This window comes from Pseudomonas sp. R76 (assembly GCF_009834565.1).
In the GTDB taxonomy this organism is placed as follows: domain Bacteria; phylum Pseudomonadota; class Gammaproteobacteria; order Pseudomonadales; family Pseudomonadaceae; genus Aquipseudomonas.
On sequence record NZ_CP019428.1, the window covers coordinates 3,317,068 to 3,332,957 of the forward strand.

The 15,890-nt window shown below is 61.5% G+C and carries 13 protein-coding genes and 1 pseudogene; 9 read left to right on the forward strand and 5 right to left on the reverse strand.

Annotation, left to right across the window (positions count from 1 at the left end; genetic code table 11):
* Positions 1–42 precede the first annotated feature (42 nt).
* The 4 genes from PspR76_RS15015 to PspR76_RS15030 all read left to right on the forward strand — a co-directional run bounded on the left by PspR76_RS15015 (position 43) and on the right by PspR76_RS15030 (position 5,999).
* A complete protein-coding gene (locus PspR76_RS15015; RefSeq protein WP_159956413.1) occupies positions 43–1,689 on the forward strand; it encodes a VRR-NUC domain-containing protein in 1,647 nt (548 codons plus the stop codon).
* Complete coding sequence (locus tag PspR76_RS15020; protein WP_159956414.1) at positions 1,686–3,944, forward strand: ATP-dependent DNA helicase; 2,259 nt, start codon at positions 1,686–1,688, stop codon at positions 3,942–3,944. Before PspR76_RS15015 ends, PspR76_RS15020 begins: the two co-directional genes overlap by 4 nt.
* A 182-nt stretch (positions 3,945–4,126) precedes the next feature.
* Positions 4,127–5,101 carry an AraC family transcriptional regulator gene (locus PspR76_RS15025; protein WP_159956415.1) on the forward strand — a complete coding sequence of 325 codons (975 nt, stop codon included), beginning with the start codon at positions 4,127–4,129 and terminating at the stop codon, positions 5,099–5,101.
* The gene (locus PspR76_RS15030) at positions 5,058–5,999 is read left to right on the forward strand and encodes an alpha/beta fold hydrolase (protein ID WP_159956417.1); all 942 of its coding nucleotides are present in this window, start codon (positions 5,058–5,060) and stop codon (positions 5,997–5,999) included. The genes PspR76_RS15025 and PspR76_RS15030 overlap by 44 nt, the downstream gene beginning before the upstream one ends.
* Here the strand turns inward: PspR76_RS15030 and PspR76_RS15035 are convergent.
* Both PspR76_RS15035 and PspR76_RS15040 read right to left on the reverse strand, forming a co-directional pair.
* Entirely contained in the window at positions 5,962–7,428 is a 1,467-nt protein-coding gene (locus PspR76_RS15035; protein WP_159956419.1) for a sensor histidine kinase, read from the reverse strand. The two genes, PspR76_RS15030 and PspR76_RS15035, sit on opposite strands and share 38 nt — an antisense overlap.
* Positions 7,425–8,135 carry a response regulator transcription factor gene (locus PspR76_RS15040; RefSeq protein ID WP_159956421.1) on the reverse strand — a complete coding sequence of 237 codons (711 nt, stop codon included), beginning with the start codon at positions 8,133–8,135 and terminating at the stop codon, positions 7,425–7,427. Before PspR76_RS15040 ends, PspR76_RS15035 begins: the two co-directional genes overlap by 4 nt.
* A gap of 283 nt (positions 8,136–8,418) precedes the next feature.
* On the opposite strand from PspR76_RS15040, the gene msrB reads away from it, so the two are divergent.
* The 3 genes from msrB (at position 8,419) to msrA (ending at position 11,557) form a co-directional block, all read left to right on the forward strand.
* The gene (msrB, locus tag PspR76_RS15045; RefSeq protein WP_159956423.1) at positions 8,419–8,919 is read left to right on the forward strand and encodes a peptide-methionine (R)-S-oxide reductase MsrB; all 501 of its coding nucleotides are present in this window, start codon (positions 8,419–8,421) and stop codon (positions 8,917–8,919) included.
* Positions 8,920–8,954: 35 nt separating this feature from the next.
* Positions 8,955–10,715 (forward strand): cytochrome c biogenesis protein DipZ, encoded by a 1,761-nt coding sequence (locus PspR76_RS15050; RefSeq protein WP_159956425.1) that lies wholly within the window; start codon positions 8,955–8,957, stop codon positions 10,713–10,715.
* 146 nt (positions 10,716–10,861) lie between these two features.
* Complete coding sequence (msrA, locus tag PspR76_RS15055) at positions 10,862–11,557, forward strand: peptide-methionine (S)-S-oxide reductase MsrA (protein ID WP_159956427.1); 696 nt, start codon at positions 10,862–10,864, stop codon at positions 11,555–11,557.
* Between the two features lie 143 nt (positions 11,558–11,700).
* On the opposite strand, the gene PspR76_RS15065 is transcribed toward msrA, so the two are convergent.
* From PspR76_RS15065 to PspR76_RS15075, 3 genes and pseudogenes are all read right to left on the reverse strand, one after another.
* On the reverse strand, positions 11,701–12,129 hold the full coding sequence (locus PspR76_RS15065; RefSeq protein ID WP_159956430.1) for a nuclear transport factor 2 family protein: 429 nt from the start codon (positions 12,127–12,129) through the stop codon (positions 11,701–11,703).
* Between the two features lie 104 nt (positions 12,130–12,233).
* A pseudogene (locus PspR76_RS15070) lies at positions 12,234–13,184 on the reverse strand (alpha-E domain-containing protein).
* 2 nt (positions 13,185–13,186) lie between these two features.
* A complete protein-coding gene (locus PspR76_RS15075) occupies positions 13,187–14,596 on the reverse strand; it encodes a circularly permuted type 2 ATP-grasp protein (protein ID WP_159956431.1) in 1,410 nt (469 codons plus the stop codon).
* Positions 14,597–15,049: 453 nt separating this feature from the next.
* Here PspR76_RS15075 and PspR76_RS15080 point away from each other — a divergent pair, with 453 nt between their 5' ends.
* Both PspR76_RS15080 and PspR76_RS15085 read left to right on the forward strand, forming a co-directional pair.
* Entirely contained in the window at positions 15,050–15,595 is a 546-nt protein-coding gene (locus PspR76_RS15080) for a hypothetical protein (protein ID WP_159956432.1), read from the forward strand.
* An 80-nt stretch (positions 15,596–15,675) separates the two neighbouring features.
* On the forward strand, positions 15,676–15,888 hold the full coding sequence (locus tag PspR76_RS15085; protein ID WP_159956433.1) for a hypothetical protein: 213 nt from the start codon (positions 15,676–15,678) through the stop codon (positions 15,886–15,888).
* The last annotated feature ends 2 nt before the right edge of the window (positions 15,889–15,890 follow it).

Here is a 15,890-nt window from a genome sequence, read left to right on the forward strand (position 1 = left end):
CGGCACTCTGTATGCATAACCAGTATTTGATCAGCGCGCGACATGGCCAATCCCCTCGACGATCCCTTGTATTACCTGCATAACTTCCGCCAAGTGCTGCACTGGCTGGGGCAGCGCTATGCCGATTTGCTCGATGCGGACGAACAGCATTTCATTCAGCAATTTGACAGGTTGCCGCAAGCGTCCCAGGCACTTTTGGTGCGCATGGTCATGCGCAAGGGCGTGCACTTTCGTGCGAGCAAACTCAATTACCTCGAGATCGGTTGCACCCGTACGGCGGCGTTGGCACTGGTCGAGCAGGGTTGGGTCGATGACCAGGGCCTGCTGGAGTTCGAGGCGCTGTTTGCGTTGCTGCAAAAAGGCGAAATCCTCGCCGCCTTCAAGCCCTGGATTGACCAGCCCAAAGGCAACAAGGCTGACTGGCTTGAGCCGCTGGCGGCGCAGTTCACGCAGGCGCGCAGCTTTGCCCAATGGTGCCCGGACCTCGGCGATACGCTCTACAGCCTCAGCGTGATGGACCTGTGTGATCGCCTGCGGCTGATGTTCTTCGGCAATCTGCATCAGGATTGGTCGGAGTTCGTGCTGGCTGACCTGGGCATCTACACCTATGAAAAAGTCGCGTTCTGCGCCGAGTCCCGCGGCTTGCGCACGCGCGACGATGTGCACGGGTTTCTGTTCCTGCACCAGTGCCAGCAAGCCTTTGAAGCCGCAGAGGCGCTGGACGAAGTGCTGGCACAGGTCGCGACGCTGACCACGGACAACCCCTGGCTGGAAAAACGTCGCGCCAAGCTGTTGTTCCAGATCGGCCAATATTGCGAGCGCAGCGCCGAATTGGCGTTGGCCGCGCAGATCTACCGCGACTGCGCCTATCCCGGCGCGCGTTCACGGCTGATTCGCGTGCTGGAGCGTCAGGAAGATTACCCGCAAGCCATGGCCCTGGCGTGCGCCGCGCAACGTGCCCCGGAAAGCGCCGCCGAACAGCAGCATATGCTGCGTGTGCTGCCACGCCTGCGGCGCAAGCTCGGCGAACCGGCGCTGCCTAAAACCAAGCCGCGTCCCGTCACGCGGCTGGACTTGGCACTGGCGATTCCTGAGCCGCTGATGTCAGTGGAATATTGCGTGCAGGCCCACCTGAGCGAGCCCGATGCGCCGGTGCATTACGTCGAGAATGGCCTGATCAATTCGCTGTTCGGGTTGTTGTGCTGGGAAGCGATTTTCGCGCCATTGCCCGGGTCGTTTTTCCACCCGTTCCAGCGCGGGCCGGTGGATTTGCACAGCGAGGATTTCCAGCAGCGCCGCGCGCCGTTGTTCGCGGCCTGTTTCGAACAGCTGGCAGATGAGCGCTACAAAGCCACCATCCGCCAACGCTACGTGGAGAAATGGGGCATTCAGTCGCCGTTCGTTTTCTGGAACCTGCTCAGCGAAGAGCTGCTTGAGCAAGCCCTGGCCTGCCTGCCCGCCGAACACCTGCGCTACTGGTTTGAACGGTTGTTGCTGGACATCCGCGCCAACCGCACGGGCATGCCCGACCTGATCCAGTTCTGGCCCGCGCAAAAAACCTACCGCATGATCGAGGTCAAAGGCCCCGGCGATCGCCTGCAAGACAACCAGCTGCGTTGGCTGGAGTTCTGTGGCGAGTACCAGATGCCGGTCACCGTGTGTTATGTGCGCTGGGCAGAAACCGCTTGAGCTACAGCGTCGCGGTGCGGGCGCTGTGCGAGTTCACCGCCAAGGTCGGCGACCTCGACCTGCGATTCACGCCGTCGCCCAGCGCCCAGGAAGGCATCGTCGGGCATCGCACGGTCGCTTCACGGCGCAGCGCGCATTACCAGAATGAAGTCGCCCTGGAAGGTGAATACCAGCAGCTCAAGGTGCGGGGCAGGGCAGACGGCTACGACCCGGACAGCAACCGCCTGGAAGAAGTGAAAACCTATCGCGGCGACCTCGACGCCCAGCCCGCCAACCACCGGCAACTGCATTGGGCACAGGTCAAGGTGTATGGCTGGTTGATGTGCCAGAAGCTCGGCCTCAGCGAGATCGACCTGGCGCTGGTGTACTTCGACATCGTCGGCGAAGGCGAAACCCTGCTCAACCAGCGCTTCCAAGCGCCCGACCTGGAACTGTTCTTCAACCAGCAATGCGCGCTATTCCTCGGCTGGGCCCGCGAGGAAATGCAGCATCGCGATGCACGCAATAGTGCCGCGCAGACGCTGGCGTTTCCCCATGCCGACTTTCGCCCCGGCCAGCGCTCGCTGGCCGAATCGGTCTACAAAGCGGTCAGCACTGGCCGTTGTCTGATGGCTCAAGCGCCCACCGGCATTGGCAAGACCATCGGCACGATTTTCCCGCTGCTCAAGGCCCTGGCGCCGCAGCAACTGGACAAGGTGTTTTTCCTCACCGCCAAGACACCTGGCCGCAAGTTGGCCCTGGACGCCGCCCAAGTCCTCTACGACAGCAGCCCCGACTTGCCGCTGCGGGTGCTCGAACTGGTCGCGCGCGACAAGGCCTGCGAACACCTGGACAAAGCCTGCCACGGTGATTCCTGCCCGTTGGCCAAGGGCTTTTACGACCGCCTGCCGGCCGCACGTACGGCCGCTTCCAAGGTGCGCCTGCTGGACCAGCGCAACCTGCGCGACGTGGCCTTGGCCCATGACGTTTGCCCGTATTACCTGAGCCAGGAAATGGCGCGCTGGACTGACCTGGTGGTCGCTGACTACAACTACTATTTCGACTTTGGCGCCATGCTCTTCGGCCTGGCCCAATTGAACCAGTGGCGCGCCGCCGTGCTGGTGGACGAAGCCCATAACCTGGTGGAACGCGCCCGTTCGATGTACAGCGCGAGCCTCGACCAATACAGCCTCAAGACTGTACGCGACACTGCGCCCGAGCCGCTGAAAAAACCCTTGCAGCGCCTCAACCGCGAATGGAACGCCCTGCACAAGGACCAGCTCGCGCCGTACCAGGCCTATGCAACCAAGCCCGACAAACTGCTGCAGGCCTTGAGCCTGTGCACCAGTGCCATGGGCGACTACTTCAACGATCACCCCGAAGCCCTGAGCGGCGACCTGCAAGCCTTGTATTTCGAGGCGCTGCAATTTGCCAAGGTCGCCGAGCTGTTCAACGAGCACTTCATCTTTGATATCAGCAAGCCCCAGTTCGGCGGCAAGCGCAGCGCTTCCACCCTGTGCCTGCGCAATGTGGTGCCCGCCGAATTTATCCGGCCCCGCCTGACCGCCGCGCGCAGCAGCGTGCTGTTCTCCGCGACCTTGAGCCCACGGCACTATTACGCCGACTTGCTCGGCCTGCCGGCGGATACCGCGTGGATCGATGTGGAGTCGCCGTTCAAGGCTGAGCAACTGCAAGTGCGTATCGTCGATGAAATTTCCACGCGTTTTGTACATCGCCAGGCTTCGCTGGCGCCGATAGTCGACTTGATCGCCCGACAATTTGCGCAGAAACCCGGCAACTACCTGGCGTTTTTCTCGAGCTTTGATTACCTGCAACAAGTGGCGCAGTTGATGGCCGAGCGGCACCCGCAGATTGCGCTGTGGCTGCAGTCGCGCGGCATGGCCGAGGCCGAGCGGCAAGGCTTTCTCGACCAGTTCACCCAGCACAGTCAGGGCATCGGCTTTGCCGTGCTGGGCGGCGCGTTTGGGGAAGGCATTGATTTGCCAGGGGCGCGCTTGATCGGGGCGTTTATCGCCACCCTCGGGTTGCCGCAACTGAACCCGATCAATGAGCAGATGAAAGCGCGGATGGGCTCGATTTTTGGGTCTGGGTATGACTACACCTACTTGTATCCGGGTATTCAGAAAGTGGTGCAGGCGGCGGGCCGGGTGATCCGCAGCCAGCAGGATGAAGGCGTGGTGATGCTGATTGACGACAGGTTTGGCGAGGCGCGGGTGCGGCAATTGCTGCCGCGATGGTGGGTGCCGGTTAATTGAGTTTCATGTTTTTTGGGGGGGGCTGGCATACAGTTTTTTGGGACTGCTGCGCAGTCCAGCGCGAGCAAGCTCGCTCGCCACGGGGTTGGTGGTGTTGCTTTTGGCCATATTCTTTTTCGGATGCCGGACGCGAGGGGCACTAAAGTCGGTATTTCTATCGCGATCGTCCGGTGATTTTTATTATGGATACCCTATCCGAAGTGGTGGCTCGTCTGAGCAGCCAGCGCGCGTCATTTTCGGGGCTGAAGGCTGGTGGCAACTGGGCGGTGAATTTTCCGACACCGGGGGGCATCAGGTTCGGTGCGGTGGTGGAAGGCAACGGTTGGCTGGAAGTGCAGGGCGAACCGGTGCCAATTGCCTTGAGCGAGGGCGACTGTTTTTTGCTGACACACAATCGCCCGTGGAGATTGTCCAGCAACCTGGCACTTGGGGGCACCGACGCTTGCGAGGTCTATCAAGACGCCGTAGGCGGAATCGCCAGTTTGGGCGACACGGTGGATCTGTTTCTGATTGGCGGGCTGTTTACTTACGGTGACGATGCCCGTTTATTGCTCGATGGGCAGCCGCCGGTGGTGCGCATCAGCACCCGGTCCGAGCAGGCCGGTGTATTGCGCTGGTGCCTGGAGCGTCTCGCCCTCGAATATGCCGGCCCTAAGCTCGGTGCGGCATTGATGACCGAACATTTGGCGCAAATGATGCTGGTGCAAATCCTGCGGCTCTATCAATCTTCCTTGGGCGCCAGCCCTCGAAGCTGGCTGGCCGCGTTGACGGACGCACGGTTGGTACCTGTATTTACGCAGGTGCACGCGGCACCGGCGCGGCCTTGGGCCTTGAGCGAGATGGCCGAGTTGGCCAGGCAGTCGCGCTCCACGTTTGCTTTGCACTTCAAACAACGCGTTGGGATGGCGCCCCTGGAGTATCTGACCCGTTGGCGCATGGACCTGGCGATAAAGGCCTTGAAGACCTCCGACAGCAGTGTGTCGAGTATCGGCCAGGCGTTGGGCTATCAGTCGGACAGCGCCTTTGGCAGCACATTCAAACGTCAGATGAACTGCTCGCCACGTGAATACCGCGAGCGCGTCTTGCACACCACCAGTCACAAGGAACCCAGTGATGAGCGATATCCAGCACAACAGGATCCAGGTCAACGGCATTGAATTGAGCGTTTACATCGCCGGCCCCGAACAGGGCCGGCCGATCTGGCTGCTGCACGGTTTTCCTGAATGTTGGCACTCATGGCGTGCGCAAATACCGGTCTTGGCTGCTGCTGGGTATCGGGTGTTCGTGCCGGAAATGCGCGGCTACGGAGCGTCGAGTGCGCCCGCCGAGATCGCCGATTACGACCTGCTGACCTTGTGCGCCGATATCCAGCAAGCCATGGACCATTTCGGCCACGAACAGGTGGCGATGGTCGGGCATGACTGGGGCGCTGTCGTGGCTTGGCACCTTGCATTGCTGGAGCCTGCGCGTATTACGCGTTTGATCACGATGTCCGTGCCGTTCGCCGGGCGTGCGCGGCGGCCAGTGATCGACATCATGCGCGAGCTGTACGCCGAGCGTTTCAACTACATCCTGTATTTCCAGGCACCTGGCGTCGCCGAGCAGGAGTTGAACGCCGATATTGAGCGCACGCTGCGGCTGTTCATGCAGGATCAGGATGTGTTCCTGCAGAAGAAACCGGCCACTGCGACCTTGCTCGAGGGTGTCTCGGCGCCCGGTGCATTGCCGCACTGGTGTTCCCAGGCAGACTTGGATGTTTACGTGCAAACCTTCAGCGAGCACGGTTTTCGTGGCCCGCTGAACTGGTATCGCAATTTCGAACGTAATTGGCAGCGCACCGAATTCCTGGCGGGCCAGCAGGTGAGCCAACCCACGCTGTTCTTGATCGGCGACCGCGACCCGGTCGGCGTGTTTGAAGCACATACCCTCAAGCGCATGCCGGACTCAGTGCCCGACCTGCAACAGCAGGTATTGGCCAACTGCGGTCACTGGATCCAGAACGAGCAAGCCCAGCGGGTCAACGCGCTGATGCTCGCGTTTCTAGAGAGAACGTAAACGTCGCGCCATGCCCGGGGCGGTCCACCAACTGAATGCTGCGCCCGTGTAATTGCAGGATACGGTGCACGATGCGCAGGCCCAGGCCGCCATCGCGGCGTGCGCCGCCGATGGTGAAGACGCGCAGGAACAGGCCTTCACGCAGCTCGGCATCGATGCCCGGGCCGCTGTCGCTGACGGTGACGGCCACGCCATTGGTTTCTGGCGCCAGGATCACTTCGACTTCACCGTTTACCGGCGTGTGACGCAGGGCGTTGTCGAGCAGGTTGGTCAGCACCCGTTCGATCAGGCCCAGGTCGGCCAGCACCGTCGGCACCTGTGGCGGCAACGTGGCGGTGAGGGTGATGTGGCGGGCTTCGGCGGTGAGTTCGAACTTCTGGAAGATGTCTTGCACCAGGTCCGGCAGTGAGAAACCTTCGATCACCGGTTGCACAAAACCATGTTCCAGCTGCACCAGTTCCAGCAGCGACTGGGCCAGCCCGCCGACTTTGCGGCTTTGGTCCAGGGCGATGCCCAGGTAGCGGCGGCGCTCCTCAGGGCTGAGGCTGGCATCCTTGAGTGACAGCGTTTCCAGGTAACCATGCAGCGACGCCAGCGGCGTGCGCAGGTCGTGGGAAATATTCGCGACCATTTCCCGGCGTTCCTGGTCCTGGTGGGTGAGGGCGCGCCATTGCTCGCCGAGGCGGTTTTCCATTTGCACAAAAGCATGGTCGAGCACGGCGATTTCATCGCTGCTGTCGAGTTCGGCGGCATTGATTTGCGCCGGTTTGGGCGCGCCGTTGATATCGAACTGGCCAACCTTGTCGGTGAGCTGGCGCAGCGGTCGGGTAATCCAGGCGAAGGCGATCAAGCCGGCCATCAGGCAAAGCAGGGCGACCAGGCCGATGGACCACAAGGCGATCTTGAGCGCCATGCCCGTTGCGTCTTTGGCGTCGTATACATCGTGAGCTTCGCCCAGCAGCACGACGTAGAGGAAGCCGGTTTGCTGGCCGTTGGCTTTGAGCGGCGCTGCGCTGAATACTTTGCGCCCATCGACGCTGCGCGGGTCGTCGCCGAGGATCGGCAGCATCGCACCGCTGAGGAAGCGCCGAACGGGCGTGAGGTCGACGTGATCGCGCAGCAAATGCCCGCTGGGGGCGGCATTCCCGACCACGCGGCCGTCGATATCGAGCAAGTACACTTCGACGCTGGGGTTGACCAGCATCAACTGGCTGAAGAGGTTGCGCACGGCCTCGGGCTTGAGGCCATCGGCGTCCATCAGTTGGGTGTCGCGGGCGATATGCGCGGCCAGGTCGCGGGACAAGCCTTGCACCACTTCCAGCTCATGCATGCGGTTGGAACGCACCTGCAGCCAGGCCGACGTGCCGCTGCAGATCACCAGCAGCACGGCGAACACCACCGACAGGCGCTGGGTCAGGGTCAGTTTCATCGCGAAGTCTCGGCGAACTTGTAGCCCCGGCCCCACACCGTAAGGATCAGCACCGGGTTGGCCGGGTCAGCCTCGACCTTGGCGCGCAGGCGGTTGATATGCGTGTTGACGGTGTGTTCATAACCCTCGTGGCTGTAGCCCCACACGGCGTTGAGCAGGTCCATGCGCGAGAAGACTTTGCCGGGCTGGCGGGCGAAGAAATACAGCAGGTCGAACTCCCGTGGCGTGAGATCCAGGCGCTGGCCTTGCAGGGTGGCGTCGCGGGTCAGCGGGTTGATGAACAGCTGGCCGAGGTCGAGGCTGCCGGCGTCCATCTTCAGGTTGCGCGCCATGGCATCGACCCGGCGCAGCAGCGCCTTGACCCGCGCCACCAGCTCCGGCATCGAGAACGGTTTGGCCAGGTAGTCATCGGCGCCCAGTTCCAGGCCGAGGATGCGGTGCAGCTCACTGGAGCGCGCGCTGGTGATGATGATCGGCGTATAGCGCGTCATGGCGCGGGCACGGCGGCAGATTTCCAGACCATCAACGCCGGGCAGCATCAGGTCGAGGATCAGCGCGTCCCAGCCGCCTTGTTCGAGCAGGCGCAGGCCTTCGTTGCCATCGGCGCTGTGCACCACTTCAAACTGCTCATCGCGCAGGTGCAGGCAGATCAAGTCGGCAATGTGCGCATCGTCCTCGACCACCAGGACACGTTTGGGCTGTTCCATTCAATAAACCTTCACTTGTAGTTCGCGCATTGTGCGGGTTTTGCAACCCTGTAGTTATCACGAATTGTTTAACTCTGCGTGAGGATTTCGCGACCGCCAAAGCCTCAGGATTATCCCAACACCGACGAACGCAATGCTTAAGGCAGCGATGATCAAATGTGGGAGCGGGCTTGCCCGCGAAGGCGTCGGCCCAGCCTATATCTATGTTGACCTATGTTGACTAACCCACCGCTCCCACAGGCCCCACGTCAGCCACAAATGCTCACAGGTTGAGGAAAACCACATGTACTCACGCCGACAAATACTGCTAGCCACTGGCGGCCTGGGTCTCGCCGTCCTGGCCGGCGGCCTGCTCAAACAGCTCAACATGATGACCGAAGCCGAGGCCGCCGAAACCTTCGAGGTCAACCACACCGAGGCTCAATGGCGCAGCCTGCTCAGCGCCGAACAGTTCGAGGTGCTGCGCGAGGAGGGCACCGAACGCCCCTACACCAGCCCGCTCAACGATGAACACCGCACCGGCACCTTTGCCTGCGCCGGTTGTGCGCTGCCATTGTTCTCCTCGGCCACCAAGTTCGACAGCCACACCGGTTGGCCAAGCTTCTGGCAGCCGCTGGACAACGCCGTCGCCAGCCATGTCGACACTTCCTACGGCGTGGTGCGCAAGGAAATTCACTGCCGCCGTTGCGGCGGCCACCAAGGGCACGTGTTTGACGACGGCCCGGCACCTACCGGCCTGCGCTATTGCATGAATGGTGCGGCCATGACGTTCACGGCGGCTTAAGCCGATGTCTTTTCACACTAATAAGGGTCAATCCCATGTGGCTTCTGGTTCTCGCATATCTGGGCGGCGTGCTGACAATTGTCAGCCCGTGCATCCTGCCTGTTCTGCCTTTTGTCTTCGCTCGCACCGGGCAGCCGTTTATGCGCAGTGGCTTGCCGCTGTTAGCGGGGATGGCGGTGACATTCGCCCTGGTGGCCTCACTGGCTGCGGTGGGCGGCGGCTGGGTGGTGCAAGTCAATCAATACGGGCGTTGGCTCGCGTTGCTGTGCGTTGCCCTGTTCGGCCTCACGCTGTTGTTGCCGCAACTCTCGGAGCGCCTGACGCGCCCGTTGGTAGCCGCCGGCAGTCGTTTGTCCGAAGCCGCTGGGGCCGATGCCAAACCGCGTCCGGGCGCTTCGTTCCTGATCGGCGTGGCCACCGGTTTGCTCTGGGCGCCGTGCGCCGGGCCGATTCTAGGGCTGGTGCTGACCGGCGCGGCGCTGCAGGGCGCGAGCATCGGGACGACCTTGCTGTTGCTGGCCTACGCCGCTGGTGCTGCGACGTCCCTGGCGTTGGCGCTGCTGGTCGGCGGTAAAGTTTTTGGCTTGATGAAAAAGTCCCTCGGTGCCGGTGAATGGCTGCGCCGAGGCTTGGGCGCGCTGATGCTGGCCGGTGTGGCCGCCATCGCCCTGGGGCTGGACACCGGCGTGCTGTCGCGGGTGTCGACAGCCTCCACCGGCGGCCTGGAACAAAGCCTGGTGGACACGCTGAGCGCCAAGCCTGAACAAAAAGGCGGGGCGATGATGGCGGGCGGGGCAATGATGGCCGCTGCCAACCACAGCGACGCACTGCCGATCGAAGGCGCGTTACCGCCGCTGGAGGGTGCGGTGCAGTGGCTCAACAGCCCACCGCTGATGGCCGAAGGCTTGAAAGGCAAGGTTGTGCTTGTGGATTTCTGGACCTACTCCTGCATCAACTGCCTGCGCAGCTTGCCTTACGTCAAAGCCTGGGCCGAGAAATACCACGACCAGGGCCTGGTGGTGATTGGCGTGCACGCCCCGGAATTCGCGTTTGAGCGCGACGTGAGCAACGTCACCAAGGCAATGAAAGACCTGGGCATTACCTACCCGGTGGCCATCGACAACAACTACAAAATCTGGCGCGCGTTCAACAACCAGTACTGGCCGGCGCATTACTTTGCCGATGCCAAGGGCCAGATTCGCTATCACCACTTTGGCGAAGGCGATTACGCCGAGTCGGAGCGGGTGATTCAGCAACTGCTGCGTGAAGCCGGCGCCACCCATGTCGCCGGTGGCCTGATCGAGGCGGACGCCAAGGGCGTTGAGCAAGCGCCGGACATGAACGAAGTGCAATCGCCGGAAACCTACCTGGGCTTCCAGCGTGCGGAAAACTTCGTCACCACTGGCACCCTGGGCACGGACAACGTGGTGAATTACCCGGCAGCCGGCAACCTGGCGCTGAACAACTGGACCCTGGAAGGGCAGTGGAACGTCGGCGGCCAGCAAGCCAGCCTCGACCAGGCCGGCGGGCGCATCGTCTACCGCTTCCACGCCCGTGACCTGCACCTGGTGCTGGGCCCTGGCGCGGATGGCAAGCCGGTGCGTTTCAAGGTGACGATTGACGGCCAGGCCCCCGGCGATGCCCACGGCACCGACGTGGCACCGGACGGCAGCGGCACCGTCACCGAGCAGCGCTTGTACCAATTGGTGCGCCAACCCAGCGGCGTGAAAGACCGCACCTTCAGCATCGAATTCCTCGACTCGCACGTGTCGGCTTATGCCTTCACCTTCGGTTAACCGACCTCTTAACCTGAACAATCACAATTAATGTGGGAGCTGGCTTGCCTGCGATGACGGCAAGTCGGCCAACTCATCTGGCACAGTCAAACCGCCATCGCAGGCAAGCCAGCTCCCACACTTGACCGCGCACTGGAGTGAGTTTTATGAAATTGCTCAAATTGCTACCCGCCCTGGCGTTCGCCGCCTTCGTCGGCCAAAGCTCTGCATTCTCTTTCGGCGCCTCCGACGACGCCGTCATGATCGCTCCACCCGCGCTGGACCTGCCCGCCGAGTCCGGCAACCTGCAAACCGCCGTCTTCGCCGGTGGCTGCTTCTGGGGCGTGCAAGGCGTGTTCCAGCATGTACAAGGCGTGAAAAATGCCGTGTCCGGCTATGACGGTGGCGCCGCCAACACGGCTCAGTATGAGTCGGTCAGCAACGGCGATACCGGCCACGCCGAGTCCGTATCGGTCACATACGACCCAACCAGGGTCAGCTACGGCAAGCTGTTGCAGATCTATTTTTCGGTGGCCCACAACCCCACCGAACTCAACCGCCAAGGGCCGGACAGCGGCACCCAATATCGCTCGGAGATTTTCGCGCAGACCGCCGAACAACAAAAAGTTGCCCAGGCCTATATCGCGCAACTCGACACCGCCAAAGCCTTCGATAAACCCATCGTGACCAAAGTAGAGATGGGCAAGACGTTTTACCCGGCCGAGTCCTATCACCAGGACTTCCTCACCGAGAACCCGTCGTACCCGTACATCGTGATCAATGACCTGCCAAAGGTGGCGCAACTGAAAAAACTGTTCCCGGACCAATACCGCGCCGAGCCGGTTTTAGTCAAAAACCAATAACCCCACCCGCCATAGGCGATAGAGCGATAGGCGATAGTTCCCACGCTCCGCGTGGGAATTCCTCCCTGGACGCTCCGCGTCCGCTGTTGAAGGCGTGACGCGGAGCGTCACAGGATGTATTCCCACGCAAAGCGTGGGAACAATCATCCCTTGGCTTTCGCCAGGTAAGGCGCCAACCGCCGCCCCATCTCCTCGCCCAACGCCTGCAGCCCGCTCAACGGCCGCACCATCACTTCAAACTCAACGATCTGCCCCAACTCATTAAAGCGAATCAGGTCAATCCCCTTGAGCTGCTTGTCACCGACCCGCGCACTGAACTCCAACACCACACTGAGCCCGTCGCCCGTGGCCAGTTCGCGATGGTATTCAAAGTCTTCGAACACCTTGATCACCGTGTTGAGAATCATCGACACCACCGGCGCGCCAGGGTAGGGCGTGTGCGCCATGGGCGAGCGGAACACCGCGTCGGGTGCCAGCAATTCGGGCAGGGAAGACAGATCGCGCCCCGCCAGCATGTTGTGCCAGCGTTGCAGCGTCTGTGCGGCGGCGGGTGTGAGTGTCAGTTCGGACATGCTCTGTACCTGTTCTTATAGTGGGAAGGCATTTCACCTGCCCAACATAAGAGCGGCACCCGAGCAGGGTCAATCACCCGAACTGACAGTTAAGTGGCTGCAACTTACACCACTTCCAGATACGAACTATGAATCGCGCGTGCCAGTTCGCGCACGGTATCAATAAAGTCCGTGAGCCGGCTGTGCAGGCCGTCTTCGAGGATTTCATCAATCCCGGTATAACGCAGCCGCGCCTCGAATTCCGCCGCCAGGCGCTGCGCCGTGCGCCCATAACTGCCGGGCAAGTCCGCAAGGATGTGGCTCAACTCCTCAATGCACGCATGCAGCGAACGCGGCACATCACTGCGCAACAGCAGCAATTCCGAGACCGAGCGGGCATTTAATGCATTCGGGTACAGCTCGGTGTACGCCTCGAATGAGGACAGCGCGCGGAGCAGGGCGCTCCACTGGTAATAACCACGTGCCGACAAGTCGCTGACTTCTTCCGACTCTTCGCCAAACATCTCGTAGCGCGCATCCAGCAGGCGCAAGGTGTTGTCCGCGCGCTCGACAAAGGTGCCCAGGCGGATAAACCGGTAGGCGTCATTGCGCATGATGGTGCCGGAGGTCGCCCCACGGAACAGGTGCGAACGCTGCTTGACCCAGTCACAAAAGTGGCTGATGCCGTGGCGCGCCAGGCCGCCGGCGGCGATGCTGCGCATTTCCAGCCAGGTAGCGTTGAGGTTTTCCCACATGTCGGCGGTGATCCGCCCGCGTACCGCGTGGGCATTGCCACGGGCGGCGCGCAGGCAGTTGTAGATGCTGGCCGGGTTTTCTTCGTCGAGCGCGAAGAAGTGCAGCATGCGCTCGGCGTCGAGTTGTTTGTGGCGTTCCAGGTAACTCTAGAGGGTGCCGCTGCTGAGCAACGACATTGCCAGTTCATCCAGGCCATCGCTGCGCCCGGCCTGGGGCATCAACGACAGCGAATAACTGACTTCAAGCATGCGCGCCAGGTTCTCGGCACGCTCCAGGTAACGCGACATCCAGTACAGATCTGCGGCGGTTCTACTCAACATACTCAGCCCTCCACCACCCAGGTGTCCTTGGTTCCGCCGCCTTGCGACGAGTTGACGATCAACGAGCCTTCCTTCAATGCCACGCGGGTCAGGCCACCGGGCACCAGCCGGGTTTCCTTGCCCGAGAGCACGAAGGGGCGCAGGTCGATATGCCGTGGCGCGATGCCGTTTTCGACGAAGGTGGGGCAGGTGGACAGGCTCAGGGTCGGTTGGGCGATGTACGCGTGGGGGCGCGCCTTGATGCGTTGGCGGAAGTCTTCGATCTCGGCAGCCGTGGAGGCCGGGCCGACCAGCATGCCGTAGCCGCCGGAGCCCTGGGTTTCCTTGACCACCAGTTCCGGCAGGTGCGCCAGCACATGGGACAGCTCATCCGGTTTACGGCATTGGAAGGTCGGCACGTTTTGCAGGATCGGTTCTTCATCCAGGTAGAAGCGGATCATCTCCGGCACATACGGGTAGATGGATTTGTCGTCCGCCACGCCGGTGCCGATGGCGTTGGCGAGCACCACGTTGCCGGCGCAGTAGGCGGCCACCAGGCCGGGCACGCCGAGCATCGAGTCGGGGTTGAAGGCCTTGGGGTCGAGGAAGGCGTCGTCGATGCGTCGGTAGATCACGTCCACCGGCTTGGGGCCGTCGGTGGTGCGCATGAACACCTTGAGGTCGTGCACAAACAAATCGGCGCCTTCGACCAGCTCCACGCCCATTTCACGGGCAAGGAACGCATGTTCAAAAAATGCACTGTTGAAGCGGCCGGGCGTCAGCACCACCACATTGGGGTTGTCCAGGCGGCTGGAGCTTTTCAGGGTCTTGAGCAGCAGGTTGGGGTAGTGGTCCACCGGCGCGATGCGCTGCTTGGCGAACACTTCCGGGAACAGGCGCATCATCATCTTGCGGTCTTCGAGCATGTAGCTCACGCCGCTGGGGGTGCGCAGGTTGTCTTCGAGCACGTAGTAGGTGCCGTCGCCGTCGCGCACCAGGTCCACGCCCGAAATGTGCGAGTAGATGTCGCGGTGCAGGTCCAGGCCGACCATCGCCTTCTGGTAACCCTCGTTGCCCAGCACCTGGTCTGCCGGAATGATCCCGGCTTTGATAATGCGCTGGTCATGGTAGATGTCGGCGAGGAACATGTTCAGCGCATTGACCCGCTGGATACAGCCGCGTTCGATCACGCTCCATTCACTGGCGGGGATGCTGCGCGGGATGATGTCGAAGGGGATCAGGCGCTCGGTGTCCTGCTCGTCGCCGTAGAGAGTGAAGGTGATCCCGGCGCGGTGGAACAGCAAATCGGCTTCGCGGCGCCGTTGGGCCAGCAGTTCCGGCGGCGTATTGGCCAGCCAGCGGGAGAAATCCTGATAATGCGCACGGCACACGCCATCTGCGTCATTCATTTCATCAAAGAAAGATCGAGCCATTCCAGTACCTTGTCAGTGCCTGCATTGCTTGGTTGGCAAGTTGCTTGGGTGGCACTGCCGCAAAAAACGCATTTTTTTATGAGCCCGTGGCGCAGGGTGCCAACAGGCCTGGTCCTTACTTTCTTATGGGGTCGGCTCTGGGTCGGGGGGTAACGAATGCTCCTGTATCCGGGCAGATGAATGGATAAAGCAATGCCTGTGCCGGAACTGCTCAACGCAGCGAAGATAAAATGTGGGAGCGGGCTTGCCCGCGAAGGCGGCGGGTTAGTCAATATCAATGTTTGCTGGGCCGACCTCTTCGCGGGCAAGCCCGCTCCCACATGGGTTTCGGGCTTAAGCCTGCCCGCTCGCCACAAAGGTGCAGGGCATGTTCCAAAATGGTGCATGAACAAACTTGAACTTCACGCAGCCCCGATTCTTCTAACCAGATTCGAACTCGTGTGGAGCACCGCTGTGCCCAGAATCATCTCCCCCGACACCCCCGAAGCGTCGTTGACCGATCACAGTGAACACAACGCCAAGATCTTCGGTTCCCCCAAAGACCGACTCGACTTCTACCGCCGCGAGATCCAGTACGAAACCACCATCCTGGCCAACCGCACCGACGCCTACCTCACCGCGCAGTCATTCCTGGTCATCGCCTTCGTTTCCGGCATGGGCAACCTGAACCCGGAGTGGGGCAAGTTCTTCACCCTCATCGTGCCGGTGTTCCTGGCCTCCCTCGGCGTGCTCAGCTCCCTTAACGCCTGGCCGGGTATCCGCGCTGCGTACGAAATCATCGACCACTGGCACTACAAGCAGAGTGAATTGCTGCGCAGCGAACCGGTGATGGGCCTGGCCTACGACGATTCGCCGCTGTTCTGCGAGACCGAGTCGTCCCACAAGGGCTACCGCAAGTCGCTGTTGTTTTCGATGCGTGCGCCGTGGCTGTTCATGGTGTTCTGGGTATTGCTGGGCGCGTATGCGTTTTATATCCAGGTTGATAACCCGGTGTCATAAGACAGTTGGAACTTCATCCCCCCACGCAGGACCTTACCTTTACGCAGCCTGTGTTTTCCAAAAACTGCGAAGAGGTGACCATGACCACAAGTAACGATCCGCAAGTCAGCAACCGCAACGACCCGGCCATCGATGGCGGCGAACCGGCCCCCGGTACTGCCGCCGATGCGCCCAAAGACCCAACGCCGGCGAAAGACCCCAAAGCCAAGGACAACGACTACAGCCCGGATTTCAAGCCAACGCCTGAGGCCAAGCCTGAAACCGATGCTGATATCGACACCCAAGGCGGTTAGAG

Excerpts from the sequence above, each read along its gene's own strand:
- PspR76_RS15015 (WP_159956413.1), top strand. The coding sequence starts at position 43 with ATGGCCAATCCCCTCGACGATCCCTTGTATTACCTGCATAACTTCCGC.
- PspR76_RS15025 (WP_159956415.1), top strand. The coding sequence starts at position 4,127 with ATGGATACCCTATCCGAAGTGGTGGCTCGTCTGAGCAGCCAGCGCGCG.
- PspR76_RS15030 (WP_159956417.1), top strand. The coding sequence starts at position 5,058 with ATGAGCGATATCCAGCACAACAGGATCCAGGTCAACGGCATTGAATTG.
- PspR76_RS15035 (WP_159956419.1), bottom strand. The coding sequence starts at position 7,428 with ATGAAACTGACCCTGACCCAGCGCCTGTCGGTGGTGTTCGCCGTGCTG.
- PspR76_RS15040 (WP_159956421.1), bottom strand. The coding sequence starts at position 8,135 with ATGGAACAGCCCAAACGTGTCCTGGTGGTCGAGGACGATGCGCACATT.
- msrB (WP_159956423.1), top strand. The coding sequence starts at position 8,419 with ATGTACTCACGCCGACAAATACTGCTAGCCACTGGCGGCCTGGGTCTC.
- PspR76_RS15050 (WP_159956425.1), top strand. The coding sequence starts at position 8,955 with ATGTGGCTTCTGGTTCTCGCATATCTGGGCGGCGTGCTGACAATTGTC.
- msrA (WP_159956427.1), top strand. The coding sequence starts at position 10,862 with ATGAAATTGCTCAAATTGCTACCCGCCCTGGCGTTCGCCGCCTTCGTC.
- PspR76_RS15065 (WP_159956430.1), bottom strand. The coding sequence starts at position 12,129 with ATGTCCGAACTGACACTCACACCCGCCGCCGCACAGACGCTGCAACGC.
- PspR76_RS15075 (WP_159956431.1), bottom strand. The coding sequence starts at position 14,596 with ATGGCTCGATCTTTCTTTGATGAAATGAATGACGCAGATGGCGTGTGC.
- PspR76_RS15085 (WP_159956433.1), top strand. The coding sequence starts at position 15,676 with ATGACCACAAGTAACGATCCGCAAGTCAGCAACCGCAACGACCCGGCC.